Here is a 13,966-nt window from a genome sequence, read left to right as displayed (position 1 = left end):
CTAATGCATTTGATAATGATTCGTAGTAGCTTCCTGCTGCTAAAACCATTCTCCCTCAGCGCTTTCTTCCAGGATCGTACCGTCGATGCGTCGCACGTTCGTTTCGCTATGTGTTCTTCAAGCTATGTCCCCTTGGGCCTTCGCCGAGCCTGAGCCGCTGGCCGACGGTGGCCAGATCGAACTTCAGGCTCTGAGCATAACCAGCAGTGCCGACACCGAGCGGGCCGATGGGCCGGTGCAAGGCTACAAAGCCAACCGTTCTGCCAGCGCCACACGTACCGATACAGCGCTGCACGAGATACCCCAATCGATCAGCGTGGTGCCTAAAGACGTGCTTCAAGATACCGGCGCCACTCGCCTGCAAGAGGGCCTGGATTACGCCGGCGGGGTTGGCCGTGCCAACAACTTCGGTGGCCAGGGCCTGACCACTTTCACCGTGCGCGGCTTCACCACCGGTGAGTTCTACCGTAACGGCTTCCCGATCAACCGCGGCTACCCCAATGCCCCGGACGCCAATAGCGTCGAGCGCCTCGAGGTGATCCGCGGCCCGGCCACCAGCCTGTACGGCCGGGGCGACCCTGGCGGCACCTTCAACGTGGTCAGCAAGCAGCCATTGAGCGCACCTAAAGTCACGCTAGGCAGCCAGGTCGACGACCAAGCAATGCGCCGCGCGACCCTGGACGCCAGCGGGCCGTTGAATGCCGATGGCGCATTGGCTTACCGCCTGAATGTGGTGGGCGAAGACGCAGAAAGTTTTCGCGACGATGTGCAAAGCGAGCGCTATGGCGTAGCGCCGGTCATCAGTTGGCAGCTCAACGAATCCACCAAGGTCATCTTCGAGGGTGACTTCATGCGCAACAACCACCCCCTCGATCGAGGTTTGACCCGCCTGCCCGGCCAACGCGGCAGCGCCTCGCGCGATACCAATATCTGGGAAAAAGGCAGCGACAACCTGCTGCATAACGACAACAACATGGCCCAGCTGCGCTTCGAGCATTGGCTCAACGACGACTGGACCCTGGCTGGCGGGCTGCAGTGGCTGGACGGCTCGCTGCAAGGCAATGCGGTGGAGGCAAACGGCCTTCAGGCCGACGGCCGCACGCTGGGGCGCAACTTCAACTACCGCAAGTTGCAATGGCGCGATCGCGACTACCAGCTCAACCTGACGGGCCACTTCGATACCGGCGGTTTCGCCCATACGCTGCTCACGGGTATCGAGTACGAAGATTACGACTACAACTCGATCATTCAGCGTTCGGCGGCAGGCGCCGGCGCTTATCCGGTCGACATTTTCGACCCAGTCCTGGGCCAGCCGCGCCCTGCCCTCACCCGTACCACCACCCATGACCGGGAAAACCTCAAAACCTGGGCGGCATTCGTCCAGGACCAGGTAGCCCTCACCGAACGCCTTAAAGCCTTGGCCGGGGTACGCTTGGAACGCTTCGAACATGACTACGACACCAAGCTCAACAATACTGGGGACTTCAGCAAAGCTGAGAACGGCGTGACGCCCCGTCTGGGCCTGATCTACGACCTGACCGATACGCTGGCTGTGTACACCACTACCTCGCGCTCGTTCAAGCCCAACAGCGGTGCCAGCCTGCAAGGCACAGGCTTCGACCCTGAAAAAGGCAAAGCCTACGAACTGGGCGTCAAGTGGGAGGCGCTGGACCGTCAGCTGAGCGTAGATGCCGCGATCTACCACATCGTCAAAGAAAACGTGCTGACACGCGACCCGAACGACCCCACCGGCACTTACAGCGTGGCAGCGGGTGAAGTACGCAGCCGCGGCGTGGACATCAACGTGGCGGGCAACCTGACGCCCGAGTGGCGAATGATCGGCGGCTATGCCTACGTCGACGCCGAGGTCACCAAGGACAACAGCCTTCCTCTCGGTACGCGCCTTGCGAACATCCCGCGCAACAGCTTCAGCCTACTCAACACCTATGAGTTTCAGGACGGGCTGGCCAAAGGCTTGGGGTTGGGCGTTGGTGTGAAGTATGTGGATGACCGCGCCGGGCAAACGGCTGCGACCACCTACACCATGCAGCGCTATAGCGTGGTGGATCTGTTGAGCTTCTACCAGGTCAACGAGCACGTGCGCTTGAACCTGGATGTGAAAAACCTATTCAACAAAGGCTACGACGAGGGGGCGTTCAACACCTACGTGTATCCCGGCGCACCGCGCACGGTGCAGGCGGGGGTTGCCTACACCTTCTGAGAAAACCGGGGCCGCTAAGCGGCCCCAGCTTTTAGAACCCTTTGCTGTAGAAAAGCGAGTACGACTCGATGCCATCGTTGGGCTGTTTGATGCCGGCGTTGGAATAGTGGATCGCCCGCACACCCACCTTTTGCTCGCCCGGCAGTTTCAGCCCCAAGCCGATACGGTCTTCGAAGTTGAACGAAGAACCCAGGCGCTGATCACCCACGTCAGTTTTGGAGAAAGCCGCCAAACCAATGCCGGCCTCGATGTAAGGGGTGTAGGTGAAGCCGCTGAACTCATAGGTGAACACTGGGCTGAACGACAGCGAGTGTGCGCCACTGGCCTCGCCACCTTCCCAGTAGGTGTAACCGGCATCCCAATAGCCAGTCACGTAGCCGATGTCGCTTTGCAGCCACTTTTTGTCCCAGTCGAACGACATGCCCAGACGGTAAGTCATGTCGCCCTGGCTGGTAACCCCGACCGCACCGGAAACCTGCGCGGCCTGGGCCAGTTGGCTGCCAGCTAGGGCGAGTACAGCGACAGCCAGCGTGCTGGCAAGACGGCTTTTCATCAATGACTACTCCTGATGTTCATACAGGCGAACCGCTGCCATCGGACAACGGTTGCTGGCAAGTTGGGGGGCTTGAACCCCTCGATTTTGACGGTGAGCGACGTTACAGCCGGTCACACGAGGTAATACTTTGTTGATTATTGTCCAGCTAATCAGAAAGATGAAAGTGAATTGCCAGTATTGGCGTATTTAATTGCCAGTATGCCTCTGTCACGGGGCTCACGGCGGTATCGCCGCCGTGGCGATCGCGCCTAGGGCCACACCCCAGTCACCCCGCACGACGTTCTTCCAGCAACTTCACGAACATGCTCAAACTGCGCGACACCGTGCCCCGGCGCCAGACCAGCCAAGTCTTGAGATAGCGAAACTGCTCTTGCATCGGCCAGGCACTGACCGTGCTGCAGCCAGGCATGTTGTCGAGCATGCTGCGCGGCAGCATGGCAAGCCCGGCACCGGCACTGACACAGGCGAGCATGCCGTGGTACGACTCCATTTCGTGGATTTTGCCGGGTACGGCCTGGTCCTGAACAAACCAGCTTTCGAAGTGGTGTCGGTAGGAGCAGTTGGCGCGAAAGGCGTAGATGCTCGCGCCGTTTACATCCTGGGCGCGAGTGACCGGGGCGTGGTTAAGTGGCGAAATGATCACCATCTCCTCTTCGAACACCGGTATGCCTTCAAGGCTTGGGTGCAGCACCGGGCCGTCGACGAAGGCCGCCACCAGGCGCCCTGACAACACGCCCTCGAGCATGGTCCCGGAGGGGCCGGTGGACAAATCCAGGTCGACCTTGGGGTAACGCTGGTTATAGAGCGCCAGCAGTGCCGGAATACGCACGGCGGCGGTGCTTTCCAGCGACCCGAGGGCGAATGTGCCTTGGGGGTCTTCGCCAGCAACGGTCAGCCGCGCCTCATGCACCAGATCAAGAATGCGGCGAGCATATTCAAGAAAATTCCAGCCGGCCGGCGACAGGCGCAAGCGGCTCTTCTCGCGAATGAACAGCTCGACCCCCAAATCCTCTTCCAACTGCTTGATGCGCGTGGTCAGGTTCGACGGTACACGGTGGATATGCTGGGCGGCGGCGCTGATGCTGCCCTGCTCGGCCACGGCCTTGAAGATTTCCAGTTGCACCAGGTCCACAGTCATTCTCCAATCGTGAATGTTTCGCTCATTATTATTCAGTTTTCATTAAAGCTGTAGCCCACTAGTCTGGCGTCACTGAGTAACAACGACGAGAGTGTCCAGCCATGAGTGCAATCAGCAGCCTGACCCACGCCATCTCCCTCGACCCGTTCACCGGTGAGCAGATTGGCGCCTACCCTTACGACACCGACGCCGCACTGGAAGCGGCGCTGCAGCGGGCCAAGGCAGGCTACGGCCAGTGGCGTCAGGTGTCGCTGGGTCAGCGCAGCGAATACCTGCTCGCCCTGGCCAAGACCCTCGACGCCAAGGCCGAAGCCTTCGCCCAGATGATCAGCCGCGAAATCGGCAAGCCGATCAGCCAGGCCCGGGGCGAAGTCAGCAAGTGCGTGGGTTTGTGCCGCTGGTATGCCGAACACGGCCCGGCGATGCTGGCGCCTGAGCCCACCCAGGTCCAGAAAGCACGCATCGAGTACCGCCCGCTGGGCCCGATCCTTGCTGTGATGCCGTGGAACTTCCCGATCTGGCAAGTGCTGCGCGGTGCGGTGCCCGCGATCCTGGCAGGCAACACCTATGTACTCAAGCACGCGCCGAACGTGATGGGCAGCGCGTACCTTCTGGGTGAACTGTTCAAGGACGCAGGCGTGCCAGAGGGGGTTTTCGAGGTGCTGAACGTGACCCCGGAGGGTGTCACCCGCGCCATCAATGACGTGCGTATCGCCGCGGTGACACTGACCGGCAGCGTGCGCGCCGGCATGGCCATCGGCGCCCAAGCCGGTGCCGCGCTGAAGAAGTGCGTGCTGGAACTGGGCGGCTCGGACCCCTTCATCGTGCTGGCCGATGCCGACCTCGACGCAGCCGTGCAGGCCGCTGTCATCGGTCGCTACCAGAACACAGGCCAGGTATGCGCGGCGGCCAAGCGCTTGATCATCGAACAAAGCATCGTTGAGGCATTCACTGAAAAGTTCGTCGAGGCAACACGCAAGCTCAAGCTCGGCAACCCGCTGGAAGACGACACCTATATCGGCCCAATGGCCCGTTACGACCTGCGTGACGAACTCGATGGCCAGGTGCAGGCAACGCTTGGCGAAGGTGCCACCCTACTGCTGGGCGGTAACAAGGTCGAAGGCGTGGGCAACTTCTACGCACCGACCGTGTTCGGCAATGTCACCCCGGACATGACCGCCTTCAAGCAGGAGCTGTTCGGCCCGGTGGCGGCGATCATTACCGCTCGGGATGCCGAGCATGCGGTGGAACTGGCCAACGACAGCGAATTCGGCCTGGCGGCAACCATCTATACCGCCGACTACGCATTGGCTGAGCGCATGACGGCAGCACTGGATACCGGTGGCGTGTTCATCAACGGCTACTGCGCCTCCGACCCCCGGGTTGCGTTTGGCGGGGTGAAGAAGAGCGGCTTTGGGCGCGAGCTGTCGCACTTTGGTGTACGCGAGTTCACCAACGCCCAGACCGTGTGGTTGGATCGCAACTGATTCAGCGCTGCCGGGGCCGCTCTGCGGCCCCGGCCCTCAACCTCTGAGCTGGTCCTTGACCCAGTCCAGCATTGCTCCGGGCACGATAAGTTCATGCCGCGCCCGCGAACAGGCGGTATACAACCCCGCCAGCATTCTTGCTCGCTCATTGCGGTTGCCCGCCGCAGTGGGTGCGACCATCAGCTCGGGTGACACCATTACCCTGGCGAATTCCATGTTCTTCACATCACTCACCCGGCCCAGGAACAGCTTCGGCGCCTTGTCCCAGCGGTAACGGCTCTTGGCTTTGGCAAAGTGCTCGGGGGTGTAACCTTTGCGCAGCATGCCAGCCACGGCGATAAATGCCTTGTCCTCACCTTTGTCCTGCTCCAGCGCCTGCCAGCTAGGGTAACGGAACAGCATCGAGTGACGGGCGCGGGTGCCGTAACGGTAAAGCTCGATGCAATCTTCGACGAACAGCTCGAAATCCTTGCGCGCGCCGTGCAGCAGCACGAACGGCACCCCTTGGTGGGTCAGGCGCTGGAACCAGCCAAACAAGCCCCATTCATCGTCGACGATCAACGCAGTGGGCTGCTCGGGCAACGTCACCGTGTCGAAGAAGCTTACCCGCGTGTAATGCTCGGCACTGCCGGTGAATGCGGCCTGAATCGCCGCCGGGTGCGCCTGGATCAACGGGTTGAGCACCGCGTCCATGGAGGGGCCGGCGCGCAGCGAATGGTCGATGTAACGTTGGCGAATGAAGTTGCTGTGGTGCGAGCTGAGGCCATTGAGGTTCTGCAGCTCGTCGCCCAGGGCAATGACCGCTTGCGGGCTGCGGTCAAGCACCGCAAGCATCGGCGCGGACAGCTCATGGGCTTCGTCCACGATGACATGGGTGTACCGGCTGTCGATCGCGTGGGCTGTCAACGACAGTAGCTTGACCCTGTGATAATCGCGCACCGGCAGCTGAATCTCGCGCGCCGAGGGGCGAATCAACTCCTGCCAGTACAAGCGAGCCTTTTCCAGCAGAACCTGCTGATCCAGTGGTGTGGTGCCTGGCCCTGCCGATGGCAAATGATGCAACTGCAACTGGCTGTCAGCGCCGCGACAGAAATTGCGCACAGCCTTGATGCAAAGGGCAACCACGTCGCGCGCCGCCAGCGGGCCGATATCGGGGATGCTCAGCCAGCGCACCACCTGCGCTTCCTGCGGGCGCCAGGACAGTTTGGTGCGGTACGGGTCGCGCAGGCGCCAGCCATTGCTGGTCATGTCGCGGTTGAGCATTTCATCGGCCAACTGGCCGAAGGTCAGGGCTGCGTAAGCCTGGGCATCTTTCACCCGCCCCTTCAATGCTCGCAATTGGCCCTCGGTGAGGGCCAGCAACAGGGTGCGCTGAGGGTCGAGCAACCGTGCGAACTGATGGATCAGGAATGTCTTACCGGTACCGGCGAACCCTTGCACCGCGACCGATTCGTCGACGCCGCTGAGAAACTCGCGCAGCAGGCGGTTCTGCTGGTCGCTGAGTTCCAGGTTACTGGCCAGCGAGGGCAAGTGCACCGGATGCAGTGGGGTGACGCGTTGCCGGTAACGCTCGGCGAACTGAAAATTCCACTGGCCTTCGCCGTCCAGGAACTCATCGGCCTTGTATTGGCTGTCGGCAGACACCAGGGCAGCGCCGTTATCCCCCAGCATTCCCAGCCCCATGGCGAACGCTTCACGGTCGAAACGCTGCGCTACCTGGCCCTGAAAGCGGCCAGCGGCCGCACTTTCAACGTCATGGGCGATGCGAACGATCTCGGCAAACCGGCGCTCCTGTGCCTCTGCCGAGGCGTTTGCCGGTTGCCGCGGCAGGTTCTGCACGAACAGCACAGCAGCGGCCTCCAGCAGGCTGGCGGTCGGGAAGAAGTCGGTGGCGGTGGGCTCGCTCGCCAGGCGGTCAGCCTGGTCGCTGGGCAATGGCAGGTAGAACATCGAAACCTCGGGTGGAAACTGCCGCGCACGATAGCAATTTTCCGCCGTCAATGCTGGGTTGACTGTGCTGGCCTCTTCGCGGGTGCGCTCGCTCACGCGCAGTCAACGCAGGCCTTGAGTCATCGGCTATTACCACTGGCCCAGTGGTCAGCACGGGCGCGACATATCGCTGGCACTGTTCGCTGGCGTATCGATAGAAAGGACTTTAACAATTGCTATCAAGTATCTGATAAAAATAATAATTCTTTAGTGAGAAGAACCTACCGTGCGCCATTCAGGCCTATGCAGTCACCCATCTGTCTCAAGCCCTGCAGCGCTTGAGTGTCTCGCTTGGAAATTCCTTGAACAATTGCCGGTAACTCTCTGAAAACCTTCCCAAATGCCAGAAAGACCAGCGCATAGCAACCTCTGCCACGGTAACCTCACCGCCGCACAGCAGGTCTCGCCGCGCACCGTTGAGCCGACGCAAGCGCAGCCAATGGGCCGGGGGCATGCCGGTGAAGGCCTTGAACGCTTGCTGCAGCTGACGCAGCGAAACCCCAGCCACTTCCGCCAGCTCCATCAAATTCAAGCTTTCTTCGGGGCAATCGGCCGCCCATTCGCTAACCCGTTGCATGATCGCCCGCTCCTCGCCGCGACGCCCCAGAGCGCCGCCTTGCAGGCGCTGGCAGGCATTGTCGAGGATGAACAGGCAGTCCTCGAGCAGCTGCTCGGCCAGCGCCTGCCCCTGTAACGTGCAGTCGGCCTGCCCGAGACGCGTCAAGGTAGCGCTGAGCCAACTGCCAAACAATGCATTCTGCCCGCTGCCTAGGGGCACCATGAACAAGCCCTCCATACGCCCCGGGTTCAGGCCATGACGGGCTAGAAACGCCTGATCGAACACCACTGCCACTTCCTGGTAGTTCTCTGGCGTGATCCAGATATTGCGGCTCTGCTCGTTGAGCAGGTACAGGCTGTTCTCGCTCTGGTCGAAACAGAACGCCAGCGAACCGCTGGGGGCACGGAAAAATTGCTCGACCCGGGTATTCAGACGCTCTTCGTAGACCTCTACACCGTCGAGTTCCAGGCAGCGCAGCTGGCCGCTGAAATGCCCCGGTGACATCTGCCGATACTGCTGTTGCCAACCAGGGGTGGCACGCACTTGCTCGGTGACGTCGGTGGTGTGAAAAGCTTGAACCTGCAAGGCGTTGGGCGTTGTCACGCTTAGTCCTATTTGCACTCTTTTGGTGCATTGCTTGACGAAGAAAGTGGATAGATGCCGTTGCCGGCCTGCCGCCAAGATAGTCCTCAGCGTGTCACCTGGGAAGCGTGAACCCATAGAAACCGCGCAACGGCTTTCAAGGGCAACGCGGCTCCCATAAAAAAACCCAACCAAGAGGTCTGTATGAACGCCCCTTTCGATCAGCTGTCCGCCTGGCTGAAAGAACACCGCATCACCGAAGTCGAATGCGTGATCAGCGACCTGACCGGCATCGCCCGCGGCAAGATCGCACCGACTGCCAAGTTCCTGCATGAGCGTGGCATGCGCCTGCCTGAAAGCGTGCTGCTGCAGACCGTCACCGGCGATTACGTCGATGATGACATCTACTACAGCCTGCTCGATGCCGCAGACATCGACATGGTCTGCCGCCCCGACCCCAGCGCCGTTTACCAGATCCCCTGGGCCATCGAACCGACCGCCATCGTGATCCACGACACCTTCGACAAGCAGGGCAACCCCATCGAGCTGTCGCCGCGCAACGTGCTTAAGAAGGTGCTCAAGCTGTACGCCGACAAAGGCTGGCAGCCGATCGTCGCCCCGGAAATGGAGTTCTACCTGACCCAGCGCTGCGAAGACCCAGACTTGCCCTTGCAAGTGCCGCTGGGCCGTTCTGGCCGGGCAGAGAGTGGACGCCAGTCGTTCTCCATCGATGCCGCCAACGAATTCGACCCGCTGTTCGAAGATGTGTACGACTGGTGCGAACTGCAAGGCCTGGACCTGGACACCTTGATCCACGAAGACGGCCCCGCGCAGATGGAGATCAACTTCCGCCATGGTGACGCACTGGACCTGGCCGACCAGATCACCGTGTTCAAGCGCACGATGCGCGAGGCAGCGCTCAAACATAACGTCACCGCCACCTTCATGGCCAAGCCAATCACCGACGAACCGGGCAGTGCCATGCACCTGCACCAGAGCGTGGTCGACATTGCCACGGGCAAACCGGTGTTCGCCAATGACGATGGCAGCATGAGCGAGTTGTTCCTGCACCACATCGGTGGCCTGCAGAAGTACATCCCCAAGCTGCTGCCGATGTTCGCGCCGAACGTCAACTCGTTCCGCCGCTTCCTGCCCGACACTTCGGCGCCGGTGAACGTCGAGTGGGGTGAGGAAAACCGCACGGCCGGCCTGCGGGTACCTACCTCCAGCCCCGAGGCGATGCGTGTGGAAAACCGCCTGCCGGGGGCCGACGCCAACCCGTACCTGGCGATCGCCGCCAGCTTGTTGTGCGGCTATTTGGGCATGATCGAAGGGGTCGAGCCGAGTGCGCCTGTGCAAGGCCGGGCCTACGAGCGGCGCAACCTGCGCTTGCCGATCACCATCGAGGATGCCCTGCAGCACATGGAGGACTGCCAGACCGTGCAGCAGTACCTGGGCCAGCAGTTCGTCCAAGGCTACGTCGCGGTCAAGCGCGCCGAGCATGAAAACTTCAAGCGCGTCATCAGCTCCTGGGAGCGCGAGTTCCTGCTGCTGAGCGTGTGATTGCCGCCGGGGGCGCCAGCGCCCCCCTTGCACCGAACGTGAAGAACAAAACCAACGAGGTGTCGACATGCGTCATCTGCAAGCCCTGATCCCCGCCACATTCGCCCTGTTGTTCGGCGCCGCCGCCCAGGCAGCGCCGAGCGTCAGCGTGTATAACTGGACCGACTACATCGGTGACACGACCCTGGCCGACTTCACGGCCAGTACCGGGATCAACGTCGTCTATGACGTGTTCGACTCCAATGAAACCCTGGAAGGCAAACTGCTGGCCGGCCGCACTGGCTACGACGTAGTCGTGCCGTCCAACCATTTCCTCGCTCGCCAGGCCCAGGCCGGTGCGTTTCTGCCGCTGGACCGCAGCAAGCTGCCGAACTGGCAGCATCTGGACCCCAAGCTGCTCAAGCAGCTGGAGCAGAACGACCCAGGCAACAAATACGCGGTGCCGTACCTATGGGGCACCAACGGCATCGGCTACAACGTCGAAAAGGTCAAAGCAGCGTTGGGCGTTGATCACATCGACTCATGGGCAGCCCTGTTCGAGCCAGAGAACCTGAAGAAGCTCAAGCAATGTGGCGTGGCCTTCATGGACTCGCCCGACGAACTGTTCCCAGCGGTGCTCAATTACCTAGGCCTTGACCCTCGCAGCGAGAAACCCGGCGACTATGCCAAGGCCGAAGCGCGCCTGATGGAGTTGCGCCCCTACATCACCTACTTCCATTCCTCCAAGTACGTCTCGGACTTGGCCAACGGTAATATCTGCATCGCCTTCGGTTACTCCGGCGACGTGTTCCAAGCCGCCAATCGCGCCGTGGAGGCCAAGAACGGCGTCAAGATCGCCTACAGCATTCCCAAGGAAGGCAGCAACTTGTGGTTCGACCTGCTGGCCATCCCCAAGGATGCCAGCAACCCCGAGCAGGCGCTGGCCTTCATCAACTACCTGCTCGACCCCAAAGTCATCGCCAAAATCAGCGCCACGGTCGGCTACGCCAACGCCAACCTTGACGCCAAGGCCTACATGGACAAATCCCTGGTCGAGAACCCCGAGATCTATCCGCCCCAAGAAGTGCTCGACAAGCTGTACATCTCAAGTACCCCCAGCCCGAAGATCATGCGTGTCATGACCCGCTCCTGGAGCAAGATCAAGTCCAACCGCTGAGCCGAGAACGCACCATGCCTTTCGAAAATCAACATACCGCGTCTTACTACGCCGCCACTGCGCGCGATGCGGCGCCCTACCCCAGCCTTCAGGGCGAGCTTACGGCAGATGTGTGCGTGGTCGGCGGCGGCCTGACTGGGGTCAACACCGCGCTGGAACTGGCCGAGCGCGGCCTTAGCGTGGTGCTGCTGGAGGGCCGGCGCATTGGCTGGGGCGCCAGCGGGCGCAACGGCGGGCAACTGATACGCGGGATCGGCCACGACGTCAGCGGCTTTGCCCGTTATGTCGGGCAGGAAGGCGTGCGCTACCTGCAGCATGCGGGCATTGAATCGGTGGCCCTGGTGGCACGGCGCATCGAACAGTACGCAATCGCCTGCGACCTGCGCTGGGGCTTCTGCGAACTGGCCAATACCCCAGCGCAGTTCGCCGCTTTCAAGGCTGAGCAGGAAGAACTGGCACACCTTGGCTACCGTCATGAAACACGCCTGGTCGGGCCGCAGGACCTGCACACCATCGTCGCCAGCGACCAGTACGCAGGCGGGCTGGTAGACATGGGTTCGGGCCACCTGCACCCTCTGGACCTGGTTCAAGGCGAGGCACGTGCCGCCCAAAGCCTGGGTGTGCGCATTTTCGAGCAGAGCCCGGTGCTACGCATCGAGCATGGCCCCACGGCGATCTTGCACACTGCCAGCGGCAAGGTGCGCGCGCAAAACCTGGTGCTGGGCTGCAATGCGCACCTTGACGAGCTGGAGCCCCGCCTGAGCGGCAAAGTACTGCCCGCTGGCAGCTACGTGGTGGCAACCGAGCCGCTGCCCGCAGCATTGGCCAGCCGCTTGATACCGCAGAACATGGCGCTGTGTGATCAGAAGGTCGGCCTGGACTACTACCGGCTCACCGCCGATCGTCGTCTGCTGTTCGGCGGCGCCTGCCATTACTCCGGGCGCGATCCCAAAGACATCGCAGCCTACATGCGCCCGAAGGTGCTCAAGGTGTTCCCGCAGTTGGCCGATGTGCAGATCGACTACCAGTGGGGCGGGATGATCGGCATCACCGCCAACCGCTTCCCCCAGGTCGGGCGCCTGCGCCAGCACCCGAACGTATTCTACGCCCAGGGCTACTCCGGGCATGGCCTGAACGTGACGCACTGGACGGCCAAGCTACTGGCCGAGGGGATCGCGCAGGGTCAGAGTCAGGGGCTGGATGTGTTCAGTGCGGTGCCTCATTTGACCTTTCCGGGGGGCAAGGCTCTGCGCTCGCCGCTGCTTGCCCTGGGGATGTTGTGGTATCGACTACGCGAGGCGTTGGGCTAGCACCAGGCGGTGCTACGCTCAGCACTCGGGGAAGGCCACGGCCAGACCACCGCGGGAGGTTTCCTTATAGTTGGCATGCATGTCGGCACCGGTATCGCGCATGGTTCGGATTACCCGGTCGAGCGAGATGAAATGCTCACCGTCACCACGCAGCGCCATCTGCACGGCATTGATCGCTTTCACCGCGGCAATGGCGTTGCGTTCGATGCACGGCACCTGCACCAGCCCACCGACCGGGTCGCAGGTCAGCCCCAGGTTATGCTCCAATGCAATCTCGGCGGCGTTTTCCAGCTGCGCCGGGGTTGCCCCAAGCAATTGTGCAAGGCCTGCGGCAGCCATCGAGCAGGCCGAGCCGACCTCCCCTTGGCAACCAACTTCGGCACCTGAGATCGACGCATTCATCTTGCACAAGATGCCGACCGCTGCAGCGGCCAGTAGAAACGCCACCACATCGTCGTCACAGGCAGTGGGGTTGAACTTCATGTAGTAGTGCAATACGGCCGGGATGATCCCGGCAGCGCCATTGGTAGGTGCGGTGACCATGCGTCCGCCAGCGGCATTTTCTTCATTGACCGCCAAGGCGAACAGGTTGACCCACTCCATGGCGCTCAAGGTCGAGCCAATCACATTGGGCTGCCCGGCCACCTGCAAGCTGCGATGCAGCCGCGCGGCGCGGCGCTTGACATTGAGCCCGCCGGGTAGCACGCCTTCGTTGCGCAGGCCGTTGTCGACGCACTGGCGCATGGCTGCCCAAATTTGCAGCAGCCCTTGGCGAACCTCGGCCTCTGGGCGCCAGGCGCACTCGTTGGCCATCATCAGTTGTGCCACGCTCAGCTGGTTGGCCTTGCACAGGGCAAGCAGTTGGGCGCCGCTGGAAAACGCGTACGGCAGCTCGACCGTTTGTGCCTGGCCCTGCGGCGCATCGACCTCGCCCTGCTCGACGATGAAGCCGCCGCCGATGGAATAGTAGGTCTGCTGCAACAGGCTGCCCTGCCCGCCCAAGGCCTGCAGGCTCATGGCGTTGGGGTGGTAAGGCAGGCTTTCGTCCAGCAACAGCATGTCGCGCGGGTAGTCGAACACCACAGGGTGGCTGCCATCGAGCAACAAGCAGCGTTCCTGCAGCAGCTGCTGGATACGCGACTCGATGGTGGCCGGGTCGATGCGATCGGGCCACTGGCCCATCAGGCCGAGCAGGCAGGCACGGTCGGTGGCATGACCCACACCGGTAGCCGACAGCGAGCCATACAGGCGCACCTCCACCCGCTGCACCTGGGGCAACAAGCCATGCTCACGCAAGGTCTGGGCGAAGCTTGCCGCTGCTCGCATAGGCCCTACCGTGTGTGAGCTGGAGGGGCCGATACCAATCTTGAAAAGGTCGAAAACACTGATAGCCATACTAATGCCT

The 13,966-nt window shown here is 61.8% G+C and carries 10 protein-coding genes; 5 read left to right on the top strand and 5 right to left on the bottom strand.

Translation table 11 applies throughout. From position 1 onward, the window contains the following. The first annotated feature begins 85 nt into the window (after positions 1-85). Positions 86-2,221 carry a TonB-dependent siderophore receptor gene (locus HU725_RS10605; RefSeq protein ID WP_186477169.1) on the top strand — a complete coding sequence of 712 codons (2,136 nt, stop codon included), beginning with the start codon at positions 86-88 and terminating at the stop codon, positions 2,219-2,221. Between the two features lie 31 nt (positions 2,222-2,252). Here HU725_RS10605 and HU725_RS10600 read toward each other — a convergent pair whose 3' ends face one another. Both HU725_RS10600 and ptrR read right to left on the bottom strand, forming a co-directional pair. After that, positions 2,253-2,774 carry an acyloxyacyl hydrolase gene (locus tag HU725_RS10600; RefSeq protein ID WP_060476475.1) on the bottom strand — a complete coding sequence of 174 codons (522 nt, stop codon included), beginning with the start codon at positions 2,772-2,774 and terminating at the stop codon, positions 2,253-2,255. 268 nt (positions 2,775-3,042) lie between these two features. After that, positions 3,043-3,909 (bottom strand): putrescine utilization regulator PtrR, encoded by an 867-nt coding sequence (gene ptrR, locus HU725_RS10595; RefSeq protein WP_217872387.1) that lies wholly within the window; start codon positions 3,907-3,909, stop codon positions 3,043-3,045. Positions 3,910-4,016: 107 nt separating this feature from the next. On the opposite strand from ptrR, the gene HU725_RS10590 reads away from it, so the two are divergent. Continuing rightward, positions 4,017-5,402, top strand: coding sequence for an aldehyde dehydrogenase family protein (locus HU725_RS10590; protein WP_186477167.1), 1,386 nt, complete (start codon positions 4,017-4,019; stop codon positions 5,400-5,402). Between the two features lie 36 nt (positions 5,403-5,438). On the opposite strand, the gene HU725_RS10585 is transcribed toward HU725_RS10590, so the two are convergent. Both HU725_RS10585 and HU725_RS10580 read right to left on the bottom strand, forming a co-directional pair. Further along, positions 5,439-7,352, bottom strand: a complete 1,914-nt coding sequence (locus tag HU725_RS10585) for a DEAD/DEAH box helicase (protein WP_186477378.1) — start codon at positions 7,350-7,352, stop codon at positions 5,439-5,441. 301 nt (positions 7,353-7,653) lie between these two features. Then, entirely contained in the window at positions 7,654-8,553 is a 900-nt protein-coding gene (locus HU725_RS10580) for a helix-turn-helix domain-containing protein (protein ID WP_186477166.1), read from the bottom strand. A 183-nt stretch (positions 8,554-8,736) separates the two neighbouring features. On the opposite strand from HU725_RS10580, the gene HU725_RS10575 reads away from it, so the two are divergent. The 3 genes from HU725_RS10575 to HU725_RS10565 all read left to right on the top strand — a co-directional run bounded on the left by HU725_RS10575 (position 8,737) and on the right by HU725_RS10565 (position 12,561). After that, on the top strand, positions 8,737-10,095 hold the full coding sequence (locus tag HU725_RS10575; RefSeq protein WP_186477165.1) for a glutamine synthetase family protein: 1,359 nt from the start codon (positions 8,737-8,739) through the stop codon (positions 10,093-10,095). Positions 10,096-10,162: 67 nt separating this feature from the next. After that, entirely contained in the window at positions 10,163-11,251 is a 1,089-nt protein-coding gene (locus HU725_RS10570) for a polyamine ABC transporter substrate-binding protein (protein WP_186477164.1), read from the top strand. 14 nt (positions 11,252-11,265) lie between these two features. Beyond that, entirely contained in the window at positions 11,266-12,561 is a 1,296-nt protein-coding gene (locus HU725_RS10565) for an NAD(P)/FAD-dependent oxidoreductase (RefSeq protein WP_186477163.1), read from the top strand. A gap of 18 nt (positions 12,562-12,579) precedes the next feature. On the opposite strand, the gene HU725_RS10560 is transcribed toward HU725_RS10565, so the two are convergent. Next, on the bottom strand, positions 12,580-13,956 hold the full coding sequence (locus HU725_RS10560; RefSeq protein ID WP_186477162.1) for an L-serine ammonia-lyase: 1,377 nt from the start codon (positions 13,954-13,956) through the stop codon (positions 12,580-12,582). Positions 13,957-13,966 lie beyond the last annotated feature (10 nt).

The sequence above is a fragment of the Pseudomonas promysalinigenes genome (genome assembly GCF_014269025.2).
Lineage (GTDB): Bacteria > Pseudomonadota > Gammaproteobacteria > Pseudomonadales > Pseudomonadaceae > Aquipseudomonas > Aquipseudomonas promysalinigenes.
This window is presented reverse-complemented; position numbering and strand designations above follow the sequence as displayed.

Coding starts and splice junctions, on each gene's coding strand:
- HU725_RS10605 (WP_186477169.1), top strand. CDS start 86: ATGCGTCGCACGTTCGTTTCGCTATGTGTTCTTCAAGCTATGTCCCCT.
- HU725_RS10600 (WP_060476475.1), bottom strand. CDS start 2,774: ATGAAAAGCCGTCTTGCCAGCACGCTGGCTGTCGCTGTACTCGCCCTA.
- HU725_RS10590 (WP_186477167.1), top strand. CDS start 4,017: ATGAGTGCAATCAGCAGCCTGACCCACGCCATCTCCCTCGACCCGTTC.
- HU725_RS10585 (WP_186477378.1), bottom strand. CDS start 7,352: ATGTTCTACCTGCCATTGCCCAGCGACCAGGCTGACCGCCTGGCGAGC.
- HU725_RS10575 (WP_186477165.1), top strand. CDS start 8,737: ATGAACGCCCCTTTCGATCAGCTGTCCGCCTGGCTGAAAGAACACCGC.
- HU725_RS10570 (WP_186477164.1), top strand. CDS start 10,163: ATGCGTCATCTGCAAGCCCTGATCCCCGCCACATTCGCCCTGTTGTTC.
- HU725_RS10565 (WP_186477163.1), top strand. CDS start 11,266: ATGCCTTTCGAAAATCAACATACCGCGTCTTACTACGCCGCCACTGCG.
- HU725_RS10560 (WP_186477162.1), bottom strand. CDS start 13,956: ATGGCTATCAGTGTTTTCGACCTTTTCAAGATTGGTATCGGCCCCTCC.